The 13228-nt window shown below is 66.8% G+C and carries 13 protein-coding genes; 8 read left to right on the forward strand and 5 right to left on the reverse strand.

Features of this window, described 5'->3' with window-relative positions:
- Window positions 1-98: 98 nt before the first annotated feature.
- Window positions 99-1445, reverse strand: a complete 1347-nt coding sequence (locus LAQ73_RS09155; protein ID WP_224267979.1) for a tRNA pseudouridine(54/55) synthase Pus10 — start codon at window positions 1443-1445, stop codon at window positions 99-101.
- A 194-nt stretch (window positions 1446-1639) separates the two neighbouring features.
- Between LAQ73_RS09155 and LAQ73_RS09160 the strand changes: the two genes are divergently transcribed.
- The gene (locus LAQ73_RS09160; RefSeq protein WP_224267980.1) at window positions 1640-2626 is read left to right on the forward strand and encodes a DMT family transporter; all 987 of its coding nucleotides are present in this window, start codon (window positions 1640-1642) and stop codon (window positions 2624-2626) included.
- A gap of 26 nt (window positions 2627-2652) precedes the next feature.
- Here LAQ73_RS09160 and LAQ73_RS09165 read toward each other — a convergent pair whose 3' ends face one another.
- Complete coding sequence (locus LAQ73_RS09165) at window positions 2653-3213, reverse strand: DUF4112 domain-containing protein (protein ID WP_224267981.1); 561 nt, start codon at window positions 3211-3213, stop codon at window positions 2653-2655.
- Window positions 3214-3393: 180 nt separating this feature from the next.
- Window positions 3394-3735 carry a hypothetical protein gene (locus LAQ73_RS09170; protein WP_224267982.1) on the reverse strand — a complete coding sequence of 114 codons (342 nt, stop codon included), beginning with the start codon at window positions 3733-3735 and terminating at the stop codon, window positions 3394-3396.
- 621 nt (window positions 3736-4356) lie between these two features.
- Between LAQ73_RS09170 and LAQ73_RS09175 the strand changes: the two genes are divergently transcribed.
- The 5 genes from LAQ73_RS09175 (at window position 4357) to LAQ73_RS09195 (ending at window position 9289) form a co-directional block, all read left to right on the forward strand.
- Window positions 4357-6213 (forward strand): L-aspartate oxidase, encoded by a 1857-nt coding sequence (locus LAQ73_RS09175; protein WP_224267983.1) that lies wholly within the window; start codon window positions 4357-4359, stop codon window positions 6211-6213.
- A 209-nt stretch (window positions 6214-6422) separates the two neighbouring features.
- Window positions 6423-7433, forward strand: a complete 1011-nt coding sequence (locus tag LAQ73_RS09180) for an ABC transporter ATP-binding protein (protein WP_224267984.1) — start codon at window positions 6423-6425, stop codon at window positions 7431-7433.
- Window positions 7433-8203 carry an ABC transporter permease gene (locus LAQ73_RS09185; protein ID WP_224267985.1) on the forward strand — a complete coding sequence of 257 codons (771 nt, stop codon included), beginning with the start codon at window positions 7433-7435 and terminating at the stop codon, window positions 8201-8203. Before LAQ73_RS09180 ends, LAQ73_RS09185 begins: the two co-directional genes overlap by 1 nt.
- A gap of 59 nt (window positions 8204-8262) precedes the next feature.
- Complete coding sequence (locus LAQ73_RS09190; RefSeq protein WP_224267986.1) at window positions 8263-8775, forward strand: hypothetical protein; 513 nt, start codon at window positions 8263-8265, stop codon at window positions 8773-8775.
- Between the two features lie 82 nt (window positions 8776-8857).
- Window positions 8858-9289: a universal stress protein gene (locus LAQ73_RS09195; protein ID WP_224267987.1), complete on the forward strand. Its 432-nt coding sequence runs from the start codon at window positions 8858-8860 to the stop codon at window positions 9287-9289.
- Between the two features lie 21 nt (window positions 9290-9310).
- On the opposite strand, the gene LAQ73_RS09200 is transcribed toward LAQ73_RS09195, so the two are convergent.
- Window positions 9311-10606, reverse strand: a complete 1296-nt coding sequence (locus tag LAQ73_RS09200) for a cation:proton antiporter (RefSeq protein ID WP_224267988.1) — start codon at window positions 10604-10606, stop codon at window positions 9311-9313.
- A 182-nt stretch (window positions 10607-10788) separates the two neighbouring features.
- Between LAQ73_RS09200 and LAQ73_RS09205 the strand changes: the two genes are divergently transcribed.
- Window positions 10789-11985: an amidohydrolase family protein gene (locus LAQ73_RS09205; protein ID WP_224267989.1), complete on the forward strand. Its 1197-nt coding sequence runs from the start codon at window positions 10789-10791 to the stop codon at window positions 11983-11985.
- Between the two features lie 216 nt (window positions 11986-12201).
- Window positions 12202-12618: a GtrA family protein gene (locus tag LAQ73_RS09210; protein ID WP_224267990.1), complete on the forward strand. Its 417-nt coding sequence runs from the start codon at window positions 12202-12204 to the stop codon at window positions 12616-12618.
- Between the two features lie 13 nt (window positions 12619-12631).
- Here the strand turns inward: LAQ73_RS09210 and LAQ73_RS09215 are convergent, their stop codons facing one another.
- A complete protein-coding gene (locus LAQ73_RS09215) occupies window positions 12632-13201 on the reverse strand; it encodes a metal-dependent hydrolase (RefSeq protein WP_224267991.1) in 570 nt (189 codons plus the stop codon).
- Window positions 13202-13228 lie beyond the last annotated feature (27 nt).

A 13228-nucleotide genomic window follows, 5' to 3' on the forward strand; every position in this document is an offset into this window, starting at 1 on the left:
ACACTCATCCGGCAGCGTCTGCGCTACTGTAAGGAAAGTTGATTGATAACGCTGTTGACTGTTATCACGCGCTGAGATATCGCCGGTCCGTCGATTCGTTATCTGAAGAACTCGTCGCGCTCGAACGGTTCGTCCTCGCCCTCGACGGCCAGCACGTCCAGGGCGGTGACGACGGCGGAGACGCCGAGCAGTTCGGCCAGACTGGGTTCGGTCCGGCCGTCGTCGCCGGAGACGAGTTCCTTGATGTAGAGGCCGCCCTCGCCGTGGATTTCGACCGTCGCGTGGCGGTCGTCGACGCGCTCGGCGCTCGCGTCGTAGACGTGGCGCGTCCGGGTGAGGTTCGCGCGTCGGTGGTCGACCCGCTGGGGCGTGTACTGTTCGATAGTCGCTCCGACGAGCGTCTCGACGGCCTCCGAGAGCGCCTCTTCGCTCACGTCGGCGTCGAACTCGACTTCGGCGCGGTAGGTCTTGCTCGCGTCCAGCCCCTTCACCCGTTCGACCATGCCGTGTTCGGCGAGGCGAAGCCCCTCGACTTCGACTTTTCCGCCGGCGAAGGCGTTGATGTCGCCTTCGAGACGGTCGACGTCGACGTCGCGGCGTCGCGGTTCCTTCACCTCGATGACGAACGGTCGACCCGTCCCGAGCATCAGCGCGTCGACGTCCTCGCGGCCTGCGCCGTGAAACAGCGCTTCGACGCCGTCCATCACGTCCAAGACGACGGGTGCGCTCAGTCCCTCGACGCTGTCCTCGTAGAGGTAGCCGCTACCGCCGCAGTGGTCGCAGGGCTGTCTCCCCTGTCGGCCGCTGCCGTCGCACTCGCGGCACGGCCACTCCGTCTGCGGGATGTCGCGGACGAGTTTCCGATAGCGGCCGTAGACGAACGCCGAGTTCACCTCCGTCTCGACGGTGTCCGACTCGATGTCGAGGACGAACTGGACGTCGGGTCGCCGAAAGTCGACGACGGTATCGGTGAGGCGGCCGACGCGCTTGCCGACCTCGCGGTTGAACTCCGACTTGAACGGCTCCCCGGCGTCCTCCGGGAGACCGGCCATCTCTCGAAGCAACGCCTCGTTCTCCTCGACGAGCGGCGGCGTTCGGGTGCCGACCTGATACGTCTCGAACTCGACGGCTTCGCCCTCGCTGCCGTCGACACCGCGGGACGCGCTCCCGCGAGCATCGCGCTCGCTCCGCTCGCCCTCAACTGTCGCGGCGGCGCGTTCGGCCCACTCGTCGAACTGTCCGCAGAGTCCCTCACAGACCCAGCAGTCGGCGGGGTCGACGTCCTCGGGTTCTTCGTCGTCTTCCAGCGCCGCGGCGACGCGGAGCGACCGGCCGCGTTCGCCGTTGGTGAGTCCGTAGCTTCGGTCGGCGAACACCCGGCCCAGACAGGCGTCGCAGAGCGGCCCGCCCTCGGTCAGCGCGCGCGCGTCGTCGAGGATTCCCATGGCGTGTACTCGTGTCGGCGCTCCTTTCCGTCTTGCTATTCGGCGGCCGACCGGTTCCGGCGGGCGCCTCCGGTGACCGCCCGGCGACTCGAACGGTCGTTCAGGATGTATCACGGTCCCGGATGAACCGCGGTACCACGGCTGCGAGAAGCTTCTTGTGCCCCCGTCCGCTACGCCCGCCACCACCTATCGGAATGAGCCGCTATCGAAATCTCGCGTTGTTCCTAACGCTCTCGGTCATCTGGGGTACTGCCTACGTCGCAATCGACGCCGGTCTGGCGACGCTGCCGCCGGTGCTGTTCGCCGCGCTCCGCTACGACGTCGCGGGCGCGGCGCTGTTCGCCTTCGCGCTCGCCCGCAGCGACCGCTGGCGGCCGCGCACGCTCGACGAGTGGCGACTCGTCGCCGTCGGCGGCCTGTTAGTCATCGGACTGAACTTCGCGTTTCTCTTCTCGGGCCAGCGCTACGTCGGCGGCTCCATCGCCGCTATCGTCGCCAGCACCGCGCCCGTGCTGACGCCGCTTTTCGCCCGCTTCCTGCTCCCCGACGAGGCGCTCGACCGCCGAGGCGTCGTCGGCGTTCTCCTCGGTCTGGCGGGCGTCGTCGTCGTCGCTACCGGCGGGAGCACGCTCGGCGGCGACCTCCTCGGCGTCGTCCTGCTCGCGCTGGCGGCGCTGAGCTTCGCGCTCGGTACCGTCCTGACCGAGCGCTACGACGCGCCGCTGTCTCTGGTACCGACGCAGGCGTGGATGATGCTCGTCGGTGCGGCGTTCCTCCACGCGGTCAGCGGGCTGCTCGGCGAGACGCCGCCGTTGTCGGTGACGTGGACGCCGACCGCGTTCGCCGCGCTCGCGTATCTCTCGCTCGTCTCCAGCGCCGTCGGCTACGTGCTCTACTTCGACCTGCTCGCCCAGCTCGGCGCCGTCGAGATCAGCCTCGTGAAGTACGTCGTCCCCGTCGTCACCGCGCTCGTCGGGTGGGCGATACTCGGCGAGTCGCTCGCCGCCGACACCGTCGCGGGCTTCGCGCTCATCGTCGGCGGCTTCGCGCTCCTGAAGGGCGGCGACGCCTTCGACGAGGTGGTCCGGGTGCAGGCGCACATCGGTCGCGGTTACGACGCCGAGAACGTCTACATCCCCGACAGCAGCGCGCGTCGTGAAGCGGCGTTCGGCGACGACTGAGACGGGTCTGATCGGGTTGCCGAGTTTTAGAAGAGTCGCCCGACCAACCACAGCACCGCCAGCGTCGACGCCGCGCCCAGTACGAGCAGCAGGACGAACAGGCCTCCGACGACGACCGTGAAGAACCGCCGGTCTCTCGCTCCTGCCCGCGGGTCGTCGCGGCGCGCTTCCGCGAGTGCGACGTTTCTGGCGTTCGCCTTCCAGGCTGCATCAAATACGTCGCCGACGACCGGAACCGAGCCGACGACGGCGTCGACGGCGAGGTTGAACAGCATCCGAAGCACCGTCACCTTCGGCACGCCCAGATAGGCGGCCTCGGCGACGATGTACGCCGACACCGCGGTGATGGGCACGTCGCCGACGACGGGAACCAGGCCCACTATCGGGTCGAGGCCGATTCGGTAGCTCGTCCCAGGGATGTGGATCGAGTTGTCGAGGAGGCGACCGAGGCGTCGTAGCCGCTGGAGCGTTTCCGCGCGTTCGGCGACTCGCCCCGCCGATTCGAGGCCGGTCGCACTGTCTGGGCTGTCTGCGCCGCTCGCCGTCTCGACTACCTCGGTGTGGTCTGTCTCCTCCGAATCGCGCACATCACCCGTTCAGCGGCGAACGGCAAAACGTCTCGGCGGTCGACGCAGGGGGAGACGCGGCGTCGCGGTCGGAGATACGGAGAAGGCTCTCCGATGGGAGTCGAACCCACCTCCGCCGGTGCCGACCGGCGTGTCCCACCAGTGGACCGCGGAGAGTGCGCGCCGAGGACGGGAGCGCACTCACGCGTCGCGGACATCGCGCACCTCCGAGGCGACCGACGCCTGTTTGACGCCGAAACTGTCCAGTAACTGGGCTTCCAGTGCGGCGGCGTCTCGACGGGCCGCCGCGCCCTCGTCGGCGTCCGCGTCGAGTTCGACGACGAGCGTCGTGCGGACCTCGACCGTCAGGTCGTTCAGACCGGGTTGGAGGCCGCGGAGTTCGAACTCGTCGACGCTCGTCACGCCGTCTAGCTTTCGCAGTCGCTCGCGGACGGCCGTCCGGAGGTCACCGGAGGCGTCCCGCGAGACGAACACCGTCAGGTCGGCGTCAGCCGACACGGGGGGCAGTTTCTGCACTGACATGAGGGGGTCGGGAGGGAGTCGATTCCTCACCTGTCCGCGGACCGCTCTGCCGCTTGAGCTACCGACCCCACCGCGCGACGCGGTGGCTTCGGTCGAAAACGACTCGTCACGACGGCGAGCGAGGCGCGTGGTGAGTCGTCGGAGAGTCCGCCGCGCGGGGCGACGGGTCCGAACGAGACGCGCGCGTCGCTGCCGTCTGAAATCGCCGGAGAATGAACCGTGGGGTTCGACTCCGACGACCGCGCAGGGTACGCAGACGCCGGAGGCGTCGCGTGCTTACGCGATGACGGAGTCGAACCGACCGTACGGCTTGGATGGGCCAGACCCAGTTCCGGCGCAGTTGCCGGCGGACACACCAAGCAGCGTCCGCTCTGTGGCGGGAGCGGGCGACGTGGTGTGCTGGGTTTGGCTGAGCATCGTTCACCGTGCCCGCTTCTGCGGGCGCTTACGAGACACGTCACGCGGTCAATACATAAACGTTATCGATGTATGCCACAAGTTACCATAAAATTCCGATCCCGCACGGAGTTCGTATTGTGACTCGTGCCACTTCCCGACTCTCGCGCCTGCGCGCGAAGGGCTTAGGCGCGGTCGGCCCCTACAGACAGTCGGAGAGATATCATGATTCCAACACCTCCGACGGACCCGTCCGACGCGGACGGCGACGTCCCCGAGTACGAGGAAGTACGCGTGCCCGTGCTGGTCATCGGCGCGGGGGCCGCGGGCGCGCGGACGGCCATCGAACTGGCCGAACGCGGCGTCGAGAGCCTCGTCATCGGGAAGCGGCCGCACGGCGACGCGCACACGACGTGGGCCGCCGGCGGCATCAACGCGGCGCTGGGGAGCCTCGACGAAGAGGACGACTGGCGAATCCACGCCGCCGACACCTACGACGAAGGCCACTTCGTCAACGACCCCAATGCGGTCGAGCTGACGGCGAAACAGATGCCCGACCGCATCGGCGAACTCGACGAGTGGGGCATGCCGTTCAACCGGACCGAGGACGGCAAAATCGACCAGCGCTACTTCGGCGCGCAGTCGTTTCGACGAACCTGCTTCGTCGGCGACCGGACCGGCGAGGCGATGCTGGAGACGCTCGTCTCCAAGGCCCGAGAGCTCGAAATCCCGTACCGCGAGAACGTGATGGTGACGCGCCTGCTGTCGGACGGTTCGCGCGTTTACGGTGCGGTCGCCTACGACATGGAGGACGGTCACTTCATCCTCTTCGAGGCGAACCACGTCGTGCTCGCCGCGGGTGGCTACTCGGCGCTGTACGACCGCCACTCCTCGCGCGACGAGGAGAACAACGGTGACGGGCCGGCGCTGGCCTACGGGGCCGGCGCGGACTTGCTCGACCTGGAGTTCGTCCAGTTCCACCCGACGGGGATGGTTCAGGACCCCGACTGGGACGAGAATTGGTCGGGCCGTCTCGTCACCGAGGCGGTCCGCGGCGAGGGCGGGCGACTGCTTAACGCCGAGGTTCCCGCGAACGAAGCGAGCGGGAGCACGGGAGAGGGTGACTCTCCCGGAGGCGAGCGCTTCATGGAGGAGTACTCGCCGACACAGATGGAACTCGACGCCCGCGATGTGGTCGCCCGCGCCATCGCCCAGGAGGTCAGAGAGGGCCGCGGTACCGAGAACGACGGCGTCTACCTCGACATCTCACACCGCGAGCGCGAGTTCATCGAGGAGCGACTGCCGAAGATGTACGAACGCTTTCAGAGCCTGGGAATCGACCTCGCCGAGGAGGCGGTCGAAGTCGCGCCGACGGCGCACTACTCGATGGGCGGCGTCGACATCGACTTCCGGACGGGGAAGACGCGCATCGAGCGCCTCTACGCGGTCGGTGAGACCGTCGCGGGCGTCCACGGCGCGAATCGACTCGGTGGCAACTCGCTCGCGGAGACGGTCGCCATCGGCAAACTTGTCGGCGAGCACGTCGCCGACGCGTTCGCGGATGCGAACGACGCCGACCCGTCACTGCCCGCCGGGATGCGGACGCTCGCCGAACGCGAGTTCCGCGCGCTCGCAGAACTCACCGAGAGCGACGGCGACACGCCACCCGCCGAGTTGCTCGCCGAACTCCGCGCGCTGATGGAAGACCACGCGGGCATCTTGCGCGACGGGGAATCGCTGGACGACGGATTGGAGAAACTCGCCGCAGTCAGTGAAAAGACGGCCGACCTTTGCCTCGACGGCGACCGAACGAGTCGCGCCTTCGAGGACGCCGTCGACCTCTCGTTCATGCTCGTCGTCGCCGAAGGCGTCCTCCGGTCGGCGCTTCGCCGCACGGAGTCGCGCGGGGCGCACTACCGAACCGACTACCCCGAGAAACGCGACGAGTGGCGCAAGAACGTCCTCGTCCACCGCGCCGACACCGGCATGGAACTCCGAACCCGCGCCGTCGGTCTGCCGAGCGAAGCGGTTCAGCGGGCTATCGACGAAGGTCACGAACTGGAGTACCATCACCTCGAATAATCGACTTCAGAACGACTGGCGTCGGTGAGCCACACCGACGCTGGACTCTCGCCCACCGCTGATTTTCGCTGTCTTCGCTGACGCACCCTCTCTTCGACACACCCCTCTACGACACACCGTCACCCTCACTCGTTTCGTGAGCGACGATAGCATACATCGTTGCTTCCTCGTTCGCTGTCCTTAATCCCGTTCGTCGCCGACGACCGACAATGACTGCCGCCATCGAAGTCCGCGACCTGCGGAAGCGGTACGAGGGAGTACAGGCGCTCGACGGGGTGTCGCTCACCGTGCCCGAGGGCTCGTTTTTCGGTCTGTTGGGCCCAAACGGCGCGGGAAAGACGACGTTCATCTCGATTCTCGTCGGGCTCGTCCGCAAGAGCGGCGGCACCGCGGAAGTGTTCGGCCACGACGTCGAAGCGGACTACCGCGAGGCGAGAGACGCCATCGGTCTCGCTCCGCAGGAGTTCAACGTCGACCGCTTCTTCCCCATCCGGGAGGTGCTGGAACACAAGGCCGGCTACCACGGTATCCCCGCCGACGAGGCGCGCGAGCGCGCCGACGAGGTGCTCAAGCGCGTCGGCATCTACGAGAAACGCGACACGCGCTTCGACTGGCTCTCGGGTGGGATGAAACGGCGGTTCGTGCTGGCGCGGGCGCTCATCACCGACCCCGACTTACTCATCCTCGACGAACCGACCGCGGGCGTCGACGTCCAACTCCGCCACGACCTCTGGGAGCTCATCACCGAACTCAACGACCAGGGAACGACGATTCTGCTCACGACTCACTACATCGAGGAGGCCGAACGCCTCTGTGACGAGGTGGCGATTCTCGACGCCGGGAGCATCGTCGCCGTCGACAGCCCCGAGGACCTAATGGACCGCGGCGCGGACCGCATCGAGATCCAACTGCGCAACCCGCCCGCCGAGGCACCGACGCTCGCCGCCGGAGCGGGGAACGTCGAGGACGTTGCGCTCGAAGGCGACCGCCTCGTCGTCACCGCGCGACAGGGCGGACTGGTCGCGCCGGACGTCGTCCGCGAACTCGACCGCGAGGGCTTCGAGATACTCGATCTCGAAATCTCTCGCACGTCGCTCGAAGAGGTGTTTGTCGAGATGACGCGCGGCGAGGAGACCGTCGGCGACGACGGGGAGAAAGAGCCGGAACGGGCGGCCGCGGCGGCTCCGGGCGCGTCCGGCGGGACAGGAGGTGACCGCTGATGGCGGTGTTCCCGACGGGATTCAAGACGCTGACGCGCCGCGAGATTCTGCGGTTCGTTCGGCGTCCCCGGAACACGTTCGTCCCGCCGCTCATCACGAACGTCCTGTACTTCTCGGTGTTCGGCGTCATCCTCGGCGACCGGGTGGGCCAAATCGCGGGCGTCCCGTACATCCTGTTCATCTTGCCCGGCCTCGTGGTGCTGGGAGCCATCTCGAACGCCTTCGAGAACGGCTCGTTCTCCATCTTCCACGGTCGGTGGAACGAGTACATCCACGAGACGCTCACCTCGCCGCTGTCGTACTCGCAGATGGTGTGGGCGTACACGATTTCGAGCGCGCTCCGCGGCGTCATCGTCGGCGTCATCATCTCGGCGGTCGGCGCGGTGTTCACGAGCGTCGGCGTCGAACGGCCGCTGTATCTCGTTGCCTTCGCCGTCGTCGTCACGGTGCTGTTCGCCAGTTTCGGCATCGTCGGCGGCCTCTGGGCCGACGACTTCGACGACCTGACGATGATGAACCAGTTCATCCTCAGACCCCTGGTGTTCTTCGGCGGCGTGTTCTACGCGCTGGAAAACCTCCCCGAGGGACCGCTGCAGACTGCGACGCTCCTGAATCCGATGTTCTACATGGTCGACGGCGTCCGCTACGGTTTCTTGGGCACCTCGGAGGTCAACCCGAATCTCTCGCTCGGGGTACTGACGCTGATGGCGGCGGCGATGGTCGGCGTCAACACCGTGCTGTTCAAGCGCGGCTACGGACTGACAGACTGACGAGCGTCCGCGACGAGGAGTCTATTTTATCTGTCGCTACTCCGAACAGACGCGCAGTCATGAAGCAAGTCCCCCGCCGAACAGCTCTCCGACTCGGTATCGCCGCATCGCTTCTCGGCGGCGGAGTTGGCGTGTACGAAGTTCTCGGTCTCGGGAACGAACCGAAGGTGACTCGCAAGTCCGGCACAGGAAACAAACAGTGGCCGTTCGTCGACGGCCAACCGTCGCTGAGCGACGGTCATGGCACGCTGTGGGCGTATCTCGTGAACTCCGAAGACACAGACTCGAACCTCAAGTGGGAGAACTGGCCGACCATAAACGACAAAGAACTCCCGAGAGTCGACGACTTCGACCGATACGCCCTCATCGTTATTGTCGGTGTCGTTAAGCCGGGCTACGAACTCGACGAAACGCGAGAGCCGGTCTACGAGGACCGGACCGTCGAGCACACCTATACGATTTCGGAGACCGACGGCGAGTACCAGAATGCGGCGGAGTTGAGCTATCACTACGACTTGATTCGGTGGGAACTGAACGGTGCACCCGCGCCGGAGCAGGTCGTCCTCGCGTAAGCGTCTCTTCGGGACACTGTTCGCCCGCTCGGTCGCTTCCGACCCCTTGCTTTTCAGTCTGGCTCCGGTACCTCCCCAAGAGATGCACGACACCATCCTCGTTCCGACAGACGGGAGCGACGCGAGTCTGGCCGCCGTCGACGAGGCGCTCGAAATCGCCGCGCCGCAGGACGCGACGATCCACTTCCTGCACGTCATCGACGTGGGGACGGAGATGTCGGCGGCGGCCTCTGGGCAGGTCGCACAACAGCTCTCGGACACGCTCGAACAGCAGGCCGACGACGCACTCGACGAGGCCGTGTCGCGCGCGGAGGACGCCGGCGTCGACTACGAACGTGTCATTCTCGAGGGCGACCCCGACTCGGCCATCGTCGACTACGTCGAGGAGCACGACGTCGACCTCGTCGCGATCGGAGCGACGGGGCGCTCCGGTCTCGCCGAACGGATCCTCGGGAGTACGACCGACCGCGTCGTCCGCTCCGTCGAGATTCCGGTGCTTCTGGCCAGAGCGTAGCGCTTCGCGTCGGGCACCCCGTCACTCGCTCTCTGTTTCTGCCGCTCGACCGCGCAGGCGGTCGAGCGACTCCATCACGGGGCTGGCGCTCACTCCGTGGACGACGACGGAGACGAGGACGACGAAGCCAACGAACGCCCAAAGCGAGTTCGCGACGACGACGAGTTCTCGCTGGCGAAACGAGGCGTGCGCCAGCGCGTACGAGAGGTAGTAGAACGAGCCGATACCGCGGATACCGAAGACGGAGACGACGGCGCGCTCGGCCGGCGGCGCGGCCGAGCCAGCGAACGCGGCTGCGCCCGCGAGCGGTCGAATCACCAACACGAGCGAGAGACCGAGTAACGCGAGCGGGAGCGTCAACGGCGCGAGGAGGCCGCCGGCGAGCGCGCCGCCGAAGAGCACGAGGACCGTCGCCAACAGGAGTCGTTCGACCATCACGGCGAAGTCGTGCAGTTCGCGGTAGTAGTCGTGCTCCCACTCGAAGTGTCGGAGCGCGAGCGCGGCGACGAACACCGCGATGAAGCCGTAGCCGCCCACGAGTTCGGTCACTCCGTACGCGAGTAACGTCGTCGCCAGCGCCTCGGCACCTGCGGTTACCTCCGCGAGACGAAGCGTCGCCGGGGCGCGGAACACCGTCCGCGCCATCAGCTCGCCGACGAGGTAGCCGACGGCGATTCCCGCGCCGATTTTGTAGAAGACGTCGACGAGCACCCAGTCGAGGAGCCACGCTTCTTCGGCCCCGAGCGCCGCGGCGGCGACGGCGATGGCCAGATTGGTAAACGGAAACGCCAGTCCGTCGTTGAGGCCCGCTTCGGAGGTGAGCGCGAACTGGACGGTTCCCCACTCGTGTTCGGGTGCGTCCTCCTCCTCGAGTTCGGTGAGCGGTGCCCCCGCCCCGATGTCGGCGGCGAGGACGGGGTCGGTCGGCGCGACGACCGCCCCCAGCAAAATTGCCGTCGCCGGGAGGAGTCCGAGAACGCCCCACGCCAGGAGGGCCACGGCCACGATGGTGAGCGGCAGCGCGACTCCGAGCAGTCGCCACGTCGAACTCCACGAGCGCCAGTCGAACGGCCGGTCGAGCTTCAGCCCAGCCCCCATCAGCGAGACGACGATCACCAGTTCGGTGAGTCGCTCCGTGACGGCGGCGTTGCCGACGGGGTCGACGGCCGGAACGCCGGGCAACGAAAAGAGGACGACCCCGAACCCGACGTAGATCATCGGAAACGAGAGCGGCCGGTCCTCGAGGAGGCGGGGTAACGCGACCGCTCCGAGGAGCGCGAGCGCGACGATTATGAGGGCGACGTCGTAGGCGCTCATCCGAGACGACGTACGACGAGGACCGCGAAAGAAGCTCGGCGATACCGTTCGTGAACTCGCTATCGCGCGCTTCCGATCCCGCTCGCCCCCTGGCTCCGGTTTCGGTACCGGCCCTCCGTCGAACTGTCGATTGACATATTTCGAATCGAAACGCTTTGTTAGGCGTACGCACATCACCGAATATGACCGTGACAGTCATCCGCAACGCGACGATTCACACGGTGACCGACGAGGGTACCGTCGAAGGCGACATCCTCATCGCAGACGGCAAAATCGCCGGCGTCGGCGACGTCGAGGCACCGGAGGACGCCGAGGAACTCGACGTCGGCGGCGCGCACGTCACGCCGGGACTCGTCGACGCGCACAGCCACGCCGGGATGGCCGAGTGGGGCGAACCCGAGGACGGCGACTTCAACGAGGGGACCGACTCGGTGACGCCGCACGTCAGCGCCCTCGACGGCTTCCACCCGCGCGACGAGGAACTGAAACACGCCTTCCAGAACGGCGTGACGAGCGTCTCCGCGCGGATGGGCTCCGGGAACGTCGTCGGCGGCGTCATCTGCTCGATGAAGACCTACGGCCTCACCGCCGACGAGATGCTCATCAGAGAGGACGGCATGAAAGCCGCGATGGGCGAGAACCCCAAACGGTTCCACGGCGAGCGAAAGGACCGCCAACCCTCGACGCGGCCGGGCGTCGCCGCGACGCTGCGGCAGGCGCTGATGGACGCCGAGGACTACGTCGCCCGGCGCACGAAGGCCCGCGAAGAGGGCGATCCGTTCGACCGTGATTTGGGACTGGAGAACCTCGGCCGGGTCGTCGAGGGCGACCTCCCCCTCCGAGTGCACGCCCACCGCGCCGACGACATCATGACGGTGTTCCGCATCGCCGACGAGTTCGGAATCGAGGACCTCTCCATCGAACACGCCACCGAGGGCCACCTCATCGCCGACGAGTTCGTCGAGCGCGACGTCCCCGCCGTCTGCGGGCCGTCGCTGTACTCGGGCGCGAAGTACGAACTCAGAAACATCACGTTCGAGTCGCCGGGTATCCTCCACGACGCGGGCGTGAAAGTCGCTATTCAGACCGACGCCCCTGTCCTCCCGCAGCAACACCTCGACGTCTGTGTCGGCCTCGCGGTGCGCGCCGGCCTCCCCGAGGAGGCGGCGCTCGACACCGTCACCCGGAACGCCGCGGAAATCCTCGGCATCGAGGACCGCGTCGGCACCCTCGACGTCGGCACCGACGCCGACATCGCCGTCTGGGACGGCCCGTTCTACGAGATCGAGTCGAGCACGCAGCACGTCTTCGTCGACGGCGAGCACGTGTTCGACCGCGAACGCGACGACGTGGACCCGCGCGAGGAGTACGCCTGGTAGTCGACCGAGCGCCAAGCGAGCGTTCGCATCCCCCCGAATTACGCGTTTAGTCCCTCTGATAGAGCGTTCGACGACGTTCGCTTCTCGCTGACTTTCGAAGGCGAATGAGAACACAGTTACAAGTGTCGAGTCGCTACTGCGGCCACAGACGAAGGGTCGACGCGACCGACACTGTCGACACGCGCTGTTCCCCACAGTATGGATGGTTCCCACAGTATGAACACAGACACCGGACGGACCGTGCGAACGCCGGAGACCCGAGAACGACTGACACGTCTCGGCAAGTTCGGTCTCGTCGGCATGTCCAGTTTTGTCGTCAACGTGGTGGTGTTCGCGCTCATCACGCCGCTGTTGTGGTACGTGGTGGCCGGGTCGCTCTCGTGGCTGATCGCCAACGTGTCCAGCTACAACCTGAACCGCTGGTTCACCTTCGACGACACCGAACAGGGGTATCTACGGGGGTACGCCCGGCACCTCTCGGTGTACTCGGTCGGCTTCGTCGTCTATCTGGCGGGACTGTGGCTGTTCGGCCTCGTCGTGGGCACCTTCGCCGCACTCGCGCTCGCAACCGCCTTCAGCGGCGTGCTGAACTTCGTCGGCAGCGAGTTCTGGGTGTTTCGCTCCGAGTCCTGAGGTGCGCTCTCGGTCACTCACGTCCGCCGGACGAGCCCCCGGCGGTGCGTGCGATTTCGACTCCGAGCGACGAGAGCGGCGGTGCGCCGTCGCGCCACCACCGGACGAGACCGACCCCCGTCACGACGAGACCGAAGGCGACTCCAGAGGTCAGCTCTAGCTGGAAGAAGAACTCGACGATACCGTAGCTGTACTCGGGTTCGTCGACCGGAATCAGCGGCCAGACGAGGAAGGCCAACACTCGGACGTTCCCCTGGCTGAGTTGCCAGAGCACGTCGCCGAGCAGATGCGAGCTGTAGCCGACGGCGAACGCCTCGCCGACGCGCCGGTGGCCGATTCGGCGGGTGACGACGCCGACAGCGAGAAGCAGCGGAACGGCGACGAACAGGGTGTGTGCGAGCGTTCGCCCTCCCGGCAGCACCTGAAACGTCCACGAGAGCGGTTTGTCCACTAAGTCGGGAAACTGCGTGCCGACGGCGAGTGCGCACATCGCCGCCAGTCCCGACGGCGGGCCGGTGCGGCGGAAGCGGAGTCCGTACGAGTACAGCAGATAGCCGAGCGCGGCGTGGCCCCAGGGAAGCATCGTCGTCGGCTACGGCCGTTCGGTGGA

Source organism: Haloprofundus salinisoli (assembly GCF_020097815.1).
Lineage (GTDB): Archaea > Halobacteriota > Halobacteria > Halobacteriales > Haloferacaceae > Haloprofundus > Haloprofundus salinisoli.